Here is a 15443-nt window from a genome sequence, read left to right as displayed (position 1 = left end):
CAGTCCTTTTTTGGACTGGCTTTTGGCATTAGGCTTGCGCTTCAAACTGCTTTGCAATCTCCACGATGACATTTACGGCTTTGACCATATTATCAACTGAGATGTATTCAAATTTGCCGTGGAAGTTTTCCCCGCCTGTAAAGATGTTTGGCGTCGGAAGCCCCATGTAGGACAGCTGCGATCCGTCGGTGCCGCCGCGGATGGGGGAAATCTTCGGTTCAATGCCGAGGTTTTCCATTGCTTGCTTGGCAATGTTGACGATTTCGATGACAGGTTCAATTTTCTCTCTCATGTTGTAGTATTGGTCGTTCATATCCAGCAGAATCCGGTCTTGCCCGTATTCGTTTTGAAGTTCTTCAACGGCACGCTTCATTGTTTCTTTTCTGTTTTGGAAATTCTCTTTGTCAAAGTCTCTAATAATGTAGTGGAGCTTTGTTTCCTCTACGTCTCCTTGAATCGACAGCAGGTGATAGAAGCCTTCATAGCCTTCCGTATATTCAGGCGCTTCGTCTGCCGGCAGCAGGCTGTTCAGCTTCATCGCGATTTTCGCAGAGTTGATCATTTTCCCTTTAGCTGTTCCGGGATGTACGTTGTTGCCTTTAATCGTAATTTTTGCGGCAGCGGCATTGAAGCTTTCGTATTCAAGCTCGCCGAGCGGCCCGCCGTCAACCGTGTAGGCAAAGGATGCATTGAACCGTTTCACATCAAATTTGTGCGGCCCTCTTCCGATTTCTTCATCAGGCGTAAAGGCGACTCTGATTGTGCCGTGCTTGATTTCAGGGTGTTTGATGAGGTAATCCATGGCTGTCATGATTTCAGCGATACCGGCCTTATTGTCTGCGCCGAGAAGGGTGGTGCCGTCTGTGGTGATGAGTGTATGGCCCTTATAGCCGGACAGCTCAGGGAATTGATCAGGTGACAGGGTGACCTGCAGCTGTTTGTTGAGAACGATGTCTTTTCCATCATAGCTTTCGATGATTTGCGGATTCACGTTTTTGCCGGTAAAGTCTGTAGCGGTGTCGACGTGAGCGAGAAAGCCGATTGTCGGCACGTCTTTTTCAGTATTGGAGGGAAGAGTTGCCATGACATAGCCGTTTTCATCAATGGCTGCATCCTGCATGCCGATGGACTTCAATTCATCAACGAGCATGTTTCCTAATGTCAATTGGCCGGGTGTGGAAGGACAAGTGTCAACGGATTCATCGGACTGTGTGTCGACTTTTACATATGTAGTAAACCGTTCAATGATTTCTTCTTTCATTTCCAATCATCTCCTTTGTCTTATTTTAGCATGGCGGGATGAGAGATTTCTATTGCACAATACCGTTTCGAATGGCAAATACGACTGCCTGTGTCCGGTCTTGGGCATTGCATTTTTGCAGGATGCGGTGCACGTGGGTTTTCACAGTGCTTTCACTGACGAAAAGCTTTTCAGCAATATCCTCATTTCTCAGTCCGAAGGCCATTTGCTGAAGAACCTCAAGCTCTCTTTTGGTGAACGGCTCTGCCAGTTCTTCTGGATGGGGCTGTTGCTTCGCCCGAAATGTCTCACTGATAATTTTAGCAGCTGTGACTGTACGGAAAATCGCCTCGCCTCTGGCCGCAGCGCGAATCGCATCTATCAACTCTTCAGGAAGTGTATCCTTCAGCAGATAGCCGACTGCGCCCGCACGGATGCCTTCAAATACGTATTCCTCCGTGTCAAAGGTGGTTAAAATGACTATCTTTGTATCTGGAAGTGCGGACATAATGTCTTTCGCCGCTTCGATGCCTGAGCAATGCGGCATCTGGACATCCATGAGGATGACATCGGGTTTTGTTTGTTTTGCGAGTGCTATAATATCGTGACCGTCGCCGGCCTCACCAGAAACCGTCATATCCGTCTGTGCGTTGATGACGTAGCGGAAGCCTTCACGCACAAGCGGCTGATCATCGGCAAGCGCGACGCGTATGTTATCTTTGTTCATCTTTTTGCTCCTTATTCGTTGTCATGAGCGGCAATGACAGCTCAATTTTCAGGCCGCTCGGCTGTACGGCACTGAAAGTAAGGGAACCGCCTGCTTTTTCTGCGCGCTCTTTCATTCCTGTCAGGCCAAATCCATAAGTAAGGCTGCCGGTGAATTGTCCGTCGTCGGTGATTGTGACATAGAGATGGGACTTGTCGTTAGAAATGACGGCCGCCGCATGAGAAGCGTCAGCGTGACGAATGATATTGGTCAGCGCTTCCTGCAAGATGCGGTAGATCGTTTCGCTCACGTTTGGAGGCCAAGACTCTTCTGACAGTCCGGCAGTATCTAAAGAAACGTGCAAGCCGCTCCGTTCCTCCACTTGATGAATGAGCCCCCGCAAAGCGGTAAGCCCCACCATCGATTCACTACGGCCCATTTGGTGAACGACAGACCGTACTTCTTGAAGACATTCCCTGGCGACACTCAGTACATTATGAATGACTTTTTCTGAATCCTCCTTGCTGCTTTTGAGGATATAGGGAAGAGATTGAAGCTGAACAATCACAGAAGTCAGCTCGTGACCGATACTGTCATGAATGTCGCGGGCGATTCTTGTACGTTCCTCAAGGACCGCGTACCTTAATGAAAGAACAGAAGCCTCCTGCAGCTCTGCATGGGCTTTCTGGAGTTCTTTATGAGCATGCTCCAGCTGCACATGCATTTTTGCCAATTCAGCATGATTCCGTTCAGCCTCCTTTCTCGCTTCTCGTCTGAAACGCATGGAGGAGAAGAAGACGTAGAGTCCGATCATGATCGAGATGTTGCTGATGATATCGTCCCAGCTGCTGTCAAAAACAGAATACAAAAAGAAAGCATTGCCCCCAATTAGGCACACTGTAAGAATCAAAGACAGCCGTGCAGGAAGCTTTATGGCTGCATAAACCATTAAAAATACGAGTAAAAAAAAGGCGGCTCCCTGCTCTTGGCCGGAAACAGCCCAAAGAAAAACGGTCAGGATCCAAAGCCCGACGAATATGCTCAAACTAACAGCGGTGGATGCCACATAGGGAATGATCCAAATGAATGCTAAGTATACCGCAAATACAAATGCTAACAAAATGGGATCAGCCTTAGTTGGATGAGATAAAAATTGTATGCAATTCAAAATGAGAATAAGGCTCGGCACAAGCTTCTTGTAGTAGTGCCGAGCCGGAGTTTGTCCGTTCATGCTGGTCCTTCTTTCGGTTATTGAATGGATACTTTGCCGGCGGTCAGCCGTCTGTATGCTTTGTAAAGCATGATGTTGCGGGCTGTGATGGTGCCGAGGGGAACGAAGAACATAGAATGAATAATGGCAATAAACATCTCGTTGCTCTCAGGCAGCCATGTTCTCGCGGCCATGCGCAAAGAAAGTATCACTAGAATGAGGATAACACTCCCAAGTGAGCCGCGTGAAGTGACCTTTCCGGTTTCCGGGTGAATCCGTACATTTACCATCTTCCCAATGCCAAACCCGCAGGCCAGCCCGATCAATAATAAAATGCCGCTGATCGCCACATGTAATACGGAATGAAAATACGCCGGCTGAAACGATGCTGATACGCCCCATAAGAGCAGCAGCGGAATGATCAGCAACTTCCCGGGTCTGACAGCTCTCTCTCGGTACATCGATAAAATAATAAGAATTAATACAATAAAAATATATGGGCTCATCGCCATGTCATCAAATCCTTTCTGCATTAAGCATAGCGAAAAAGGGAAAGGAAAACGTCAACCGGCAGATTGATTTTTCAGCAGCTATACTTGTTCGCGCTGCATAAAGGTATGAAAATGCTGATAATATATGAAAAAACTATTAATAAACGATTAAACTTCTTAAAAATGGATGTGGACCGGTTCTAAACACTATATAATGAAAACAGGTCATTTTTTAGGAGGGTTTACATCATGGCAATACTTGTTACTGGCGGTGCCGGGTACATTGGCAGCCACACATGTGTTGAACTATTGAACAGCGGCTACGAGATTGTTGTTCTTGATAATCTGTCCAACAGTTCAGCTGAAGCGCTGAACCGTGTCAAGGAGATTACAGGAAAAGATTTAACGTTCTACGAAGCGGATTTATTGGACCGGGAAGCGGTAGATTCCGTTTTTGCTGAAAATGAAATCGAAGCTGTGATTCATTTTGCAGGGTTAAAAGCAGTCGGCGAATCTGTTGCGATTCCCCTCAAATATTATCATAACAATTTGACAGGAACGTTTATTTTATGCGAGGCCATGGAGAAATACGGCGTCAAGAAAATCGTATTCAGTTCATCTGCGACAGTGTACGGCATTCCGGAAACATCGCCGATTACCGAGGACTTTCCATTAGGCGCGACAAATCCTTATGGGCAGACGAAGCTCATGCTTGAACAAATATTGCGTGATTTGCATACAGCCGACAATGAGTGGAGCGTTGCACTGCTTCGTTACTTTAACCCGTTCGGCGCGCATCCAAGCGGGTTGATCGGTGAAGACCCGAACGGAATCCCAAATAACCTTATGCCGTATGTGGCACAGGTGGCAGTCGGGAAGCTCGAGCAATTAAGCGTATTCGGAAATGACTATCCGACAAAAGACGGGACAGGCGTACGCGATTATATTCACGTCGTTGATCTCGCAGAAGGCCACGTCAAGGCGCTGGAAAAAGTATTGAACTCTACAGGAGCCGATGCATACAACCTTGGAACAGGCACAGGCTACAGCGTGCTTGAAATGGTCAAAGCCTTTGAAAAAGTGTCAGGGAAAGAGGTTCCGTACCGTTTTGCGGACCGCCGTCCGGGAGACATCGCCACATGCTTTGCAGATCCTGCGAAAGCCAAGCGGGAACTGGGCTGGGAAGCGAAACGCGGCCTTGAGGAAATGTGTGCTGATTCCTGGAGATGGCAGTCTTCTAATGTGAATGGGTATAAGAGTGCGGAATAAGAATGGAGGCCTTCTCAATAGAGAAGGCCTTTTTTAAAGAACAAGGGTGCCTGAACAGGCACCCTTGTTAGCTGTTATTTGATTTTCACAATAACATCATTACTGAATTTTAGTTTCCAAGTGCCTTTTGCATAAGCTTCCTTGTCCACCTCAAATGCTTTCACATCTGTTACTTTAATATTAGGATTTAGATCACTTAATATTTTAGAGTTGTCAACTTTTGTCTCAGTTGCATAGGTTGAAGAAGCATCGATATCAGCATCATAAGAAGTGCCATCAGCATCAACTAATTTAACAGTTGGAATTGAAAAAGAGCTAATCGGCTTTTTAGATACGTTTTTAATTGTATATTGAACTGCTACAATTGTACCACCATCAGATGCTTTCTTTTCAACATATTGAGTACCGACAGTATCTCTGTCCTCTACCTTCGTAACTGTTACTTCAGTTTTTTCAGTTTTTACGGTATCACCAATATTGTATGTTTTTTCAGTTTCTGCTTTGCTGCTGCTTGATGTTTTGGAAGTGGCTTCTGAGCCGCCTCCGCCGCCAATCATATTACCGATAATAATGATGACAACAACTGCGAGAATAAACGTAATGATTTTATGTCGCATAAAAAAGTTACGTTGATCCTTACCGCAGTTAGGACATTTTTTTACACCCTTTGCAATTTCTTGACCGCAAGCTTTACAGGGTACTAGTTTTCCTGCCATTATATTTCCTCCTATGTAATAAAATGTACGAAACATATGTACTATAATGCCTATATTATTTCGCTTAGTCAATATAAAATTATGAATTTCTTATAATTATTATCATTTATAGTTAAATTCACTTGTAAAATATATGCTTTTTTTCTTATCGGTTATATCTGTTCTTTTTTAATAGATAAATCGTTTTTTCTTCCAGCTTATCTGATGAAATCTCCGCAAATACCCCTTGAACCAATTCGAACCGTCCCTTATAATGCTAATATTGGAAAGTGAAAAGGATATGATAAAAACAGTGGTTTTCTAGGGTTCCGCAATGCAAATTGGACTGTGACCGAGAGAAAACACATAGCAGCTTGGCTGTTATGACACGGTGGGATAAAAGCCCAGGAGTTTCTGCTCTTTTTCGAGAGCGTTCTCCTGGGTTTTTTTATTTGCTAGAACAGAACAATGAGAAGGAGTGTTTTCGTGATGAAAAAGAGAATGCTGGATGTACTTATGCTTGTGATTGGCGCTTTTTTCTTCGCGCTTGCGGTTAATTTATTTGCGATTCCCAATGATCTTGGGGAAGGCGGAGTCACTGGGATTACGCTGATTTTGTATTATCTGTTTCAATGGTCTCCTGGTGTCACGAACTTTATCTTAAATGCGTTTTTGCTTTTAATCGGCTACAAGTTTCTTGATGGAAAAACAACGGTTTATACGATCATTGCGGTTGCGGCAAATTCGCTCTTTCTTCATCTGACACATGGGTGGAGCATTCCGTCTGATGAATTGATCATTAATACGATTTTCGCAGGTGTATTTGCCGGAGTCGGGATCGGCATGATTATCCGGGTCGGCGGGACGACGGCTGGTTCCGCGATTCTGGCCAGAATTGCTAATAAATATTTAGACTGGAATATCAGCTATGCACTCTTGTTTTTTGATTTAATCGTAGTATTCAGCTCTTATTTTATTATTGGTGCAGAAAAAATGATGTTTACGATCGTGATGCTGTATATCGGTACCAAAGTGATGGATTTCATTATTGAAGGTTTGAATACGAAAAAAGCCATTACGGTCATTTCAGAAAATAAGAGTGAGATTGCAGAGCAGGTAAATACCTTGATGGATCGGGGCGTGACGATTTTATCAGGGAAGGGAAATTATACGGGCCAGTCAAAAGAGATTTTGTATATCGTCATTAACAAACAGGAGCTGTCTATGCTGAAAAAAATCATTAGAAGCTGCGACAAAAAAGCGTTTGTGATCGTACATGACGTACGCGATGTGTTTGGCGAAGGGTTTGTGGATATATCTAAATAAAGAAAAATCCCTCTGTACTTGAAACAGAGGGATTTTTTCATTTAGAACGGATATTTGCGGTATTGCTTCTGTATCGAAATCCATTTCGTCACGGTAAATTCCTCGACGACCCACGGATTGCCGAAACGGCCGACACCGCTTGCTTTGTTGCCGCCAAAGGCAATATTCGGCGAATCATTGACGGACTGGTCGTTGACATGGGTCATGCCGCTGTCAATTTGCAGGGCGAACTTTTCGCCTTTTTCTAAATCAGAAGTGAAAACCGCAGAGCTGAGGCCGTATTCAGTATCATTTGCCATGTCAATCGCTTCCTGGTCGCTGCCAGCTTTAATAATGGTTGCGATTGGGGCAAACAGCTCCGTTTGGGCAATTTTGCTGTTGTTGTCCGCACCGACAAAGACGTACGGCGTCAGCACGTTTCCGACGCGTTTTCCTTCAACCGCAAGCTCAATGCCGTCTGCCTTTGCCTGCTCAATGATCTCTAGCGCTTTCTCGATTTGGCGCTCGTTGATCAGCGGGCCGACAACGGTTTTCGGATCGGTTTGATCGCCGTACGGAAGCTGTTTGACACGGGCGGTGAACTTTTCTACAAACTCATCGTACACATCTTGATGAACGATGATCCTGTTGATAATCATACAGATTTGTCCCTGGTGAATAAATTTTCCGAAAATCGCGGCATCCACAGCACGATCGACATCCGCATCTGAAAGAACGGCAAATGGATTGTTGCCGCCGAGTTCAAGGGCCATTCGTTTGAAGGCGCGACCGGCGATTTCACCGATGTGGCGCCCGACTGCGGTTGATCCCGTAAAGCTGATTAATCTCGGGATTGGATTGGTGAGCATGCCGTCCCCGATTTCCTTTACATCCGTCAGCATGACGTTAAGGACACCGGCAGGAAGACCGGCGTGTTCAAACGCTTTCGCAATGATGGTCCCGCCCGAAATAGCAGTTTGGATATCAGGCTTGTGAACAACACTGTTACCCAGCGCAATTGCGGGCGCAATGGATCTCATAGATAAATTCATTGGAAAATTAAATGGAGAAATCGATGAAATGACACCTAGCGGAAGGCGGTAAATCTTATTGGTTTTCCCTTCAATGTCGGATGGCACCTCTTTGACGCCGCCTAATTCACCAGTATACGTCATGGCTTCATCTAAAATCGCAATCGTTTGTTCCAGCTCGATCGTTGATTTAATAATCGTTCCGCCAGTTTCGCGGGCGATCATCATGATGATGTCATCACGGTTTTCCTGTAAATAGCCGCGCGCTTTTTGCAGGACGGCTTTTCGGTCTTCCGTTGTGCTCTTGGCCCACTCTTTTTGGGCTTTCTGTGCAATGTCAAACGCATCCTCCAGCTGTTTGCCCGTTGCCAAAGATGCTGTTGTGATCACAGACTGGTCATACGGATTCAAAATGTCCTCCGTACGTCCGCTTTCTCCCTCAGTCCATTTTCCGTTGATAAAACTTTTGTTTAACGTTTCGAAACTCATAAGATGACCCTCCTTTGGTCCTGCATGTCCTCTTCTATTTCCGCTGAAGCCAATATGTAAACGAATGAGGTTTCCCTTTCAGTTTCTCGTCTATCTATACTGGATATACTCTTTTTTAGTGGAGAACATGTGTGTTTCGCCTTATACTGAATATACAGATCCTTACATAAGAGAGGAGACTCTATGAAATCGCTGCTGGCTATTTATCCCGGTTCGATTGTGTCTGAGGAGCTTTGCATAAGGGAAGGCTGTCTATGTTTTTTTGATGAAAGCAGTCAGAGATATATCTCCATTCCGAAAACAGAGATCAGTGAAAAAGAAGTATTGGTGCTGCAGTCATTTTTGACGCCTGCGGATGAGGGCAATCAACTGTCTATGAAATCACCTGAGGAAAACAAGTGGTTTTCATTCCTTTTTTCCAGAGGGGAATTGCCGGCGTATATAAAGAAACGGACGAGATTTGTTCACTTTCATTTATTCGGCAAAATAGAAAGGACGTCCTTTACGGAAGCGGTTCGCCATTTTTGGCCGGTGTCTTTTGTGATTGTGTGGATCCATGAGGACAGAGGCGTGATTGTCGAGCAGGAAAGTGAAGCGACGGCGGAGAAGGACGAACTGGAATCGCTCGCTAAGGTTCTTGAAAGTGATTTCTACTTCAGTGTCCGTTTTTACGCCGGAAGATTTTACGAGCCGGATGAGTGTCTGCGAAAACATTACGCTCGTGAACAGGCGTATTTCCTGTTTGCTGAAAAACGGCTGCCTCAGGTGCAGAGTGTGACCTTTGAGATGATCTTTCCTTTTCTATTATTAGAAACAGAAAAAGAAAAACTGGAAACGCTGCTCTCTGAAGAAGCTGAGCTTTTATTTGGAAGTGAAGCTGAGCTAAGGAAGACCATTAAGCTGTTTATTGAAAACAACTCAAACGTCACATTAACAGCGAAAAAGCTGCATCTGCATCGCAACAGCCTGCAATATCGGATTGATAAATTTATTGAGCGGTCAGGGATAGATATCAAATCGTACAAAGGCGCACTTCTTGCCTATTTTATCTGTCTGCAAAATGAAAGTTCAGAATAAATTGGAAATATGCACGAAAAATGGCTGGGTGATTTTATGAACGCTGCCCATTTTAGCGAGAGAGAATTGCTGTTACACTCAATATAAGAAAGCGTTTACAATAACAAAGGGGGATGTTAGATGGCTGAATTGCGGATGGAGCACATTTATAAATTTTATGATCAAAAGGAACCGGCGGTTGATGACTTTAACCTTCATATTGCCGATAAGGAATTTATCGTATTCGTCGGCCCGTCCGGCTGCGGGAAATCAACGACGCTGCGAATGGTCGCAGGACTTGAAGAAATTTCGAAAGGCGATTTTTATATTGAAGGAAAACGGGTCAATGATGTAGCGCCAAAGGACAGGGATATCGCGATGGTATTTCAGAACTACGCGCTCTATCCGCATATGACGGTCTACGATAATATCGCGTTCGGGCTCAAGCTTCGGAAAATGCCGAAGCCTGAAATCAAAAAAAGAGTAGAGGAAGCTGCTAAAATTCTCGGGCTGGAGGAATATTTGCACCGTAAACCGAAAGCGCTGTCAGGTGGACAGAGACAGCGGGTTGCGCTGGGCCGGGCAATCGTGCGGGATGCAAAGGTGTTCCTGATGGATGAGCCTTTGTCAAACCTGGATGCGAAGCTGAGGGTGCAAATGCGGGCGGAAATCATTAAGCTCCACCAGAGACTGCAGACTACTACGATTTATGTGACGCATGACCAGACAGAAGCGCTGACGATGGCGACACGGATCGTAGTCATGAAAGATGGGAAAATTCAGCAGATCGGGACGCCGAAGGATGTTTATGAATTCCCTGAAAACGTCTTTGTCGGCGGGTTTATCGGATCACCGGCGATGAACTTTTTCAAAGGAAAGCTCACGGATGGTTTAATCAAAATCGGTTCTGCGGCATTAACCGTCCCGGAAGGAAAAATGAAAGTGCTGCGTGAAAAAGGCTACATCGGCAAAGAGGTCATCTTCGGCATCCGTCCTGAGGATATACATGATGAATTGATTGTCGTGGAATCATATAAGAACTCTTCGATTAAGGCGAAAATCAATGTTGCAGAGCTGCTCGGTTCTGAAATCATGATTTATTCGCAGATCGACAACCAAGACTTTATTGCGCGGATCGACGCCCGCCTCGATATTCAATCGGGCGATGAGCTGACGGTCGCATTTGATATGAACAAAGGCCATTTCTTTGACAGTGAGACAGAAGTGAGAATTCGATAAGATCAAAAAAACCGGACATGGAGACATGTCCGGTTTTTTTGCTATTGAAAATCTCAGAATCAAACCGATGAAAAAGGAGGAAGAAATAGACAGAAAGCAGGAGAACGATGAAACGATTGTTTTTAAGCATCTTTCTTTTGGGCAGCTGTTTGGCTCTTGCGGCTTGCGCTGATCAAGAGGCGAATGCAGAGCAGCCGATGCCAAAAGCGGAACAAAAGAAACCGGAAAAAAAGGCAGTACAAGTTCAGAAAAAAGAAGACGATACATCCGCATGGATCAAAACAGAGAAACCGGCAAAGCTGCCGATTTTGATGTACCACAGCATTTCTTCAGGAAACAGCCTCCGTGTGCCAAAAAAAGAATTCGAGGCGCATATGAAGTGGCTTCATGATAACGGCTATCAGACATTAACGCCGAAAGAGGCGTATCTCATGCTGACGCAGGATAAAAAACCGAGTGAGAAGTGCGTGCTAATCACATTTGATGACGGGTACACCGACAATTATCAAGATGCGTATCCGGTGCTGAAAAAGTACGGGATGAAGGCAACGATTTTTATGATCGGCAAATCGATCGGACATAAGCACCATCTGACAGAGGAACAAATGAAGGAAATGGCACAGCACGGCATATCGATTGAAAGCCATACGATTGACCACCTTGAGCTGAACGGATTAACGCCTCAACAGCAGCAAAGTGAGATGGCTGATTCGAAAAAGCTGTTTGACAACATGTTTCATCAGCAAACCACCATCATCAGCTATCCGGTAGGGCGCTACAATGAGGAGACGCTGAAGGCCGCTGAAAAAACAGGCTATCAAATGGGCGTGACGACAGAACCGGGCGCGGCTTCGAGAGACCAGGGAATGTATGCCCTCCATCGTGTGCGCGTGTCCCCAGGCATGTCGGGCTCGGCTTTTGGTGCGTACATCGAATCAATGAAATAAAAAGGCGGCGTTTAATCGCCGCCCCCTCCGCCGCCACAGCCGGAATCGCTGAAACCTCCGTCACTGCTGCATCCATCATGGTATGAGCCGTTGTCTGAATAACCGAAATACCCGCTGTCCGCCTGCTGGCGGCTTTTATTATCCGATGACTGCGGCTGAATGACTGAAAGAAAAACAATAATAGCTATTATCAATAAGATCACTATCACTTCTGGTCACTCCCTTTTTTCACCATATCTGTTATACGGATGAAACGCTGACCGGTTTCATTTCAAAGTGATTGATTCTTTCAGGCGGTCTCTGAGCCAGCGCTTTAGCACCCCACGTCCTTTGTTTGACAATAAAGTGCCGACACGCCAATACATAGGGGGATGAGGAGCGAACTGAAAATCAATCAATCTGAAAAACCAGCTTTTATCACGGGTGAGAGAGTCAATTTGAAGCTCGTCTTCACCTGCTTCAGAGCTGTAGGCACTTTGTTTCTGTATGTCCTCATCCTGCCGAACCGCCAAGATTTTCAAGGCTTCAGCCATTTGTTTGTAACCGCCCTCCAGCAATGATGCGCCAAGATTGTCAGCACGCACCTCCATCCATTGTGAACAAAAGGATTGATAGAGCTGGAACAGGATAATGATTGCCATAATGAAAGCCCAAAGCGCAATTTTGTGGGCCTCGGGATGGGTGATATGCTGCTCAAACAAGAGGAAAATCCCAACGACAGCTCCAAGATATAGAAAACGCAAAAGCTGTGATGACAGAACGTCACGTTTTTTGATATGAATCGCCTCATGGGCCAGAATGCCTTCAATGACACGCTGTGGAAGTGTTAGTGTGGCGCTTGTCAGGATGACCATTGACCTCCCGACATTCATGCCTACTGCCATTCCGTTGTAATCATCACTCTCCGTTTCGTATATGCGGACATGGGAAATGCCGGCCGATCGGAAAATCTTATCGGCCGCTGCCTGTACATGCGGATGATGACAAGGCTTGGCGTCCATCGCCGCCCGCAACACACGGTCTGACATATACATGTTGAATACCCAATACAGGATTACGGCAACAGCCATGACCCATGGAGAGGCGTGTAATGCGTATAACGCGAGCACCAATAAGGCGTAAGCGGATACCCCTTTTACGCTGGCGGCAAAATAAAGCTTACCGAGCAGCCGCTTCACATTTTTTCTATGATAAAACGGCAAAACAGAAATTACATTGTCCACATCGTTTTCTGCATCTGTGTACTCCTGGAGAATTGTTTTCCATTTTTGCGGTTCCTTCACCGTCAAAAACAGTGTTTCGCCGGGAAGAGACAGTTTAATGACTTGCTGAAAGCTTGTTGTTAAATCTAGACGTGATGAATACATCGTCAGAAGCGGATGGAGCTTTAAGAGATCAGCCGTTGATTCAAGCTGAATGGCCTTCAAATCGGAAAGCGGGTATGTACGGGTTTCATAGTGTGAGCTGATATGCAATTTTTCTAAGGCTGCTGAATAAAAAACCTTTACGCTGAAAACATTCAGTATACGCTTCACCAGTGCCCCTCCGCCGGAGATCATGCCGAGAAGGATCACATATTTGAGAGGGCTTGTGTCAGGTCCATAGATGAAAAAAATAACAGCCCCTGCAAACACAATGGCGGTCAGCGTAATGTCTGACAGGAGACGTGTTTTGTTTCTGGCCAGCTCGATTTCCTGCCAGTCTCCCGAAGGTTTTTCCGCACGCTCTGAAACAATGAGATCCATTGCGGTCCAATAGCAGAAGAACATTGTCGCCATCGAGACTATGCCGTCCATGAATGAGAGATGAGAGAAGATGTAAACCGCAGCGCCGACCCAAAGAACAATATCAATCCAGAAGTCTACGGCCGGAATGAATTTTGCTGCCAGGGCTGATATCAAATAAAATCCCAGCCCGAGAAGCATAAAGAGAAATAGATGAGTTCCCATAGGCATGCCATATTCCTTTCTATCTAGTATTTCCAACTATTACTATAGCATGAGGCGGGAACTTGCAAAAATATGGACATGCAAAAAAGCAAGCTCTTTCGTTTGACGAAGAACTTGCTTGCGGGGATCAATAAAACTGGTGCAGCAGCAATAAGGTTAAGGATACTGTAATCGCGCCCCCGATGCGGGTAGACACTTGGGCGAAAGGCATTAGCTCAAGCCTTTCAGCGGCGCTTAAAATGGCAACGTCACCCGTGCCGCCTTGCCCAGAATGACACGCATTGATTATGGCGGTTTCAATCGGATACATGTTCAGCCATTTTCCAGTGAAGAAGCCAACTGCCATCATGGTCACAACGACAGACAGAATCGTGATAATATTGCTGAGGTTAAAAGCGGCGACAAGCTTGTCCCACGGCGTCATGGATACCCCAATCGCAAAGAGAAGCGGGTAGGTCACAGCTGTTGAAAAGAAGCGGGACACTCCAAACGCACCATTTTCAATTGAGGCAGGCACCAATCTGAACAGCTTTATGAGAACAGCCAGTAACAGCATGGCAACGGGTGCCGGAAAACCGAAAAAATCGTGAGCGAGCATGCCGACTAAGTATAAAGAAACAGCAAGGATACCGCCTGACGCAAATAAAGAAAGGTTGAACATTTGCTGTCCGCTTTGAGATTCCTCCAGCGCAGGGGACTCTTCTTCGGAGCGGTCCACTTTGCCGTTGCCTGTCCATTCCGGTTTTTTCTTTCCGATGCGGTTCAGCAATCCCGCTAGAATAATCGCGCACAAGCTGCCCAGCATAATCGATGGCAGAACAAGTGCAAACGCTTCCCCTTGAGAAATGGGCATGATGTCAGAATATCCGATGGACAGCGGGATAGCGCCTTCTCCGACTCCTCCAGCCATAATCGGAATGACAATGTACAGCAGGGTATGCTGAAATCCGAGTCCGAGCAATGTCCCGACAGCCAGTCCGACAATAGCGGCTGTGACAGAACCGACAATAAGCGGAATAAAAATTTTCATGAATGCTTTTACGAGTGTTTCTCTTTTCATGCCGAGAATGCTTCCGACGACAATACCGGCGATAAACAAATATAGAAAGTTTGAGTTTTCTGTAAATTCTGTGGTGGATTTGACGATATCATTAGGCAGCAGGTGATAGTACACGACAGCGGACGGAATAAAAGTAGCTAGGATGGCCGGGCCGCCGATAGAACGCACAATCGGTATCGATTTGCCGATTTGGGCAAAGGTAAAACCGAAAAACGCCATGACGGCAATGGATGTCAAAATGTCACTTTTTACATCGTGATGCATAACAAAAACAGTGATTAATATAAACAGCAAGGCATACACAGGAAGCGGTATGATGCCTACTTTTATATTCATGGCTTTCGCAAACCAATTCTCTTTTCGAACCCCTTCGTGAATTGTATCCGTTTGCAATTGCATTTGTGTTTGAAGCTCTCCCATTGAAAAACCTCCCCTATTCTTGATGCAGTGAAATTGTTCACTATGTTAAGTATACTAAAAAATTGAAATTATTAATATATTAAAAATTTACTATTCAACTTTTCTCCACTTGCCGGTTCAAATGAAAAGAGGCATCCTGCCTAAAATCTGTTTATGACGGAGTGCTGAGAAACGAGTGCTGGTGCAGGGCAAGCATTTTGTTCGCAAGGAACGATGTGTTGATGTACGATAATAAAGGGTCATTTATCCTAGCAGCCGACATAAATAAGCAACAAAATAGACAAAAATCCGTCACATAGGGCGGGACTTTTTAGGTATTTTAGGCTTTATTTTTGA

General features: G+C 45.4%; 14 protein-coding genes and 1 riboswitch. Of the genes, 5 read left to right on the top strand and 9 right to left on the bottom strand.

Annotation, left to right across the window (positions count from 1 at the left end; genetic code table 11):
• Window positions 1–28: 28 nt before the first annotated feature.
• Genes pepT through KXZ66_RS20490 form a run of 4 tightly spaced genes read right to left on the bottom strand, consistent with a single transcriptional unit; the run spans window position 29 to window position 3668 of the window.
• The gene (gene pepT / locus KXZ66_RS20505) at window positions 29–1261 is read right to left on the bottom strand and encodes a peptidase T (RefSeq protein ID WP_024571478.1); all 1233 of its coding nucleotides are present in this window, start codon (window positions 1259–1261) and stop codon (window positions 29–31) included.
• 49 nt (window positions 1262–1310) lie between these two features.
• A complete protein-coding gene (yxjL, locus tag KXZ66_RS20500; RefSeq protein ID WP_032725095.1) occupies window positions 1311–1967 on the bottom strand; it encodes a two-component system response regulator YxJL in 657 nt (218 codons plus the stop codon).
• Complete coding sequence (locus tag KXZ66_RS20495; RefSeq protein ID WP_151869971.1) at window positions 1954–3177, bottom strand: sensor histidine kinase; 1224 nt, start codon at window positions 3175–3177, stop codon at window positions 1954–1956. Before KXZ66_RS20495 ends, yxjL begins: the two co-directional genes overlap by 14 nt.
• Window positions 3178–3194: 17 nt before the next feature.
• Entirely contained in the window at window positions 3195–3668 is a 474-nt protein-coding gene (locus KXZ66_RS20490) for a DUF1453 family protein (protein WP_017697230.1), read from the bottom strand.
• Between the two features lie 228 nt (window positions 3669–3896).
• On the opposite strand from KXZ66_RS20490, the gene galE reads away from it, so the two are divergent.
• Window positions 3897–4916 carry a UDP-glucose 4-epimerase GalE gene (gene galE, locus KXZ66_RS20485; protein ID WP_151869972.1) on the top strand — a complete coding sequence of 340 codons (1020 nt, stop codon included), beginning with the start codon at window positions 3897–3899 and terminating at the stop codon, window positions 4914–4916.
• 74 nt (window positions 4917–4990) lie between these two features.
• On the opposite strand, the gene KXZ66_RS20480 is transcribed toward galE, so the two are convergent.
• Window positions 4991–5533, bottom strand: coding sequence for a DUF4352 domain-containing protein (locus KXZ66_RS20480; protein WP_120028571.1), 543 nt, complete (start codon window positions 5531–5533; stop codon window positions 4991–4993).
• Window positions 5534–5921: 388 nt separating this feature from the next.
• A riboswitch (guanidine-I (ykkC/yxkD leader) is annotated at window positions 5922–6024 on the top strand.
• 76 nt (window positions 6025–6100) lie between these two features.
• Between KXZ66_RS20480 and KXZ66_RS20475 the strand changes: the two genes are divergently transcribed.
• Window positions 6101–6937, top strand: a complete 837-nt coding sequence (locus KXZ66_RS20475; protein ID WP_003242615.1) for a YitT family protein — start codon at window positions 6101–6103, stop codon at window positions 6935–6937.
• A 41-nt stretch (window positions 6938–6978) separates the two neighbouring features.
• On the opposite strand, the gene KXZ66_RS20470 is transcribed toward KXZ66_RS20475, so the two are convergent.
• A complete protein-coding gene (locus KXZ66_RS20470; RefSeq protein ID WP_021480972.1) occupies window positions 6979–8436 on the bottom strand; it encodes an aldehyde dehydrogenase family protein in 1458 nt (485 codons plus the stop codon).
• Between the two features lie 183 nt (window positions 8437–8619).
• Between KXZ66_RS20470 and KXZ66_RS20465 the strand changes: the two genes are divergently transcribed.
• From KXZ66_RS20465 to KXZ66_RS20455, 3 genes are all read left to right on the top strand, one after another.
• Window positions 8620–9513 (top strand): PucR family transcriptional regulator, encoded by an 894-nt coding sequence (locus tag KXZ66_RS20465; protein WP_021480971.1) that lies wholly within the window; start codon window positions 8620–8622, stop codon window positions 9511–9513.
• A gap of 120 nt (window positions 9514–9633) precedes the next feature.
• Entirely contained in the window at window positions 9634–10731 is a 1098-nt protein-coding gene (gene msmX / locus KXZ66_RS20460; RefSeq protein ID WP_003242648.1) for a maltodextrin ABC transporter ATP-binding protein MsmX, read from the top strand.
• 107 nt (window positions 10732–10838) lie between these two features.
• Window positions 10839–11678 carry a polysaccharide deacetylase family protein gene (locus tag KXZ66_RS20455; protein ID WP_031315443.1) on the top strand — a complete coding sequence of 280 codons (840 nt, stop codon included), beginning with the start codon at window positions 10839–10841 and terminating at the stop codon, window positions 11676–11678.
• A gap of 11 nt (window positions 11679–11689) precedes the next feature.
• Here KXZ66_RS20455 and KXZ66_RS20450 read toward each other — a convergent pair whose 3' ends face one another.
• The 3 genes from KXZ66_RS20450 to cimH form a co-directional block, all read right to left on the bottom strand.
• Window positions 11690–11887: a hypothetical protein gene (locus KXZ66_RS20450; RefSeq protein WP_021480969.1), complete on the bottom strand. Its 198-nt coding sequence runs from the start codon at window positions 11885–11887 to the stop codon at window positions 11690–11692.
• Between the two features lie 57 nt (window positions 11888–11944).
• Window positions 11945–13633 carry a M56 family metallopeptidase gene (locus KXZ66_RS20445; RefSeq protein ID WP_080121244.1) on the bottom strand — a complete coding sequence of 563 codons (1689 nt, stop codon included), beginning with the start codon at window positions 13631–13633 and terminating at the stop codon, window positions 11945–11947.
• A gap of 121 nt (window positions 13634–13754) precedes the next feature.
• Window positions 13755–15107, bottom strand: a complete 1353-nt coding sequence (gene cimH / locus KXZ66_RS20440; RefSeq protein ID WP_015714950.1) for a citrate/malate transporter CimH — start codon at window positions 15105–15107, stop codon at window positions 13755–13757.
• Between the last annotated feature and the right edge of the window lie 336 nt (window positions 15108–15443).

The organism is Bacillus sp. LJBS17, from assembly GCF_019334685.1.
GTDB lineage: Bacteria > Bacillota > Bacilli > Bacillales > Bacillaceae > Bacillus > Bacillus subtilis.
This window is presented reverse-complemented; position numbering and strand designations above follow the sequence as displayed.

What these genes read in the sequence shown, in the direction of transcription:
- pepT (WP_024571478.1), bottom strand. Translation starts at nt 1,261, where the DNA reads ATGAAAGAAGAAATCATTGAACGGTTTACTACATATGTAAAAGTCGAC.
- yxjL (WP_032725095.1), bottom strand. Translation starts at nt 1,967, where the DNA reads ATGAACAAAGATAACATACGCGTCGCGCTTGCCGATGATCAGCCGCTT.
- KXZ66_RS20495 (WP_151869971.1), bottom strand. Translation starts at nt 3,177, where the DNA reads ATGAACGGACAAACTCCGGCTCGGCACTACTACAAGAAGCTTGTGCCG.
- KXZ66_RS20490 (WP_017697230.1), bottom strand. Translation starts at nt 3,668, where the DNA reads ATGGCGATGAGCCCATATATTTTTATTGTATTAATTCTTATTATTTTA.
- galE (WP_151869972.1), top strand. Translation starts at nt 3,897, where the DNA reads ATGGCAATACTTGTTACTGGCGGTGCCGGGTACATTGGCAGCCACACA.
- KXZ66_RS20480 (WP_120028571.1), bottom strand. Translation starts at nt 5,533, where the DNA reads ATGCGACATAAAATCATTACGTTTATTCTCGCAGTTGTTGTCATCATT.
- KXZ66_RS20475 (WP_003242615.1), top strand. Translation starts at nt 6,101, where the DNA reads ATGAAAAAGAGAATGCTGGATGTACTTATGCTTGTGATTGGCGCTTTT.
- KXZ66_RS20470 (WP_021480972.1), bottom strand. Translation starts at nt 8,436, where the DNA reads ATGAGTTTCGAAACGTTAAACAAAAGTTTTATCAACGGAAAATGGACT.
- KXZ66_RS20465 (WP_021480971.1), top strand. Translation starts at nt 8,620, where the DNA reads ATGAAATCGCTGCTGGCTATTTATCCCGGTTCGATTGTGTCTGAGGAG.
- msmX (WP_003242648.1), top strand. Translation starts at nt 9,634, where the DNA reads ATGGCTGAATTGCGGATGGAGCACATTTATAAATTTTATGATCAAAAG.
- KXZ66_RS20455 (WP_031315443.1), top strand. Translation starts at nt 10,839, where the DNA reads ATGAAACGATTGTTTTTAAGCATCTTTCTTTTGGGCAGCTGTTTGGCT.
- KXZ66_RS20445 (WP_080121244.1), bottom strand. Translation starts at nt 13,633, where the DNA reads ATGCCTATGGGAACTCATCTATTTCTCTTTATGCTTCTCGGGCTGGGA.
- cimH (WP_015714950.1), bottom strand. Translation starts at nt 15,107, where the DNA reads ATGGGAGAGCTTCAAACACAAATGCAATTGCAAACGGATACAATTCAC.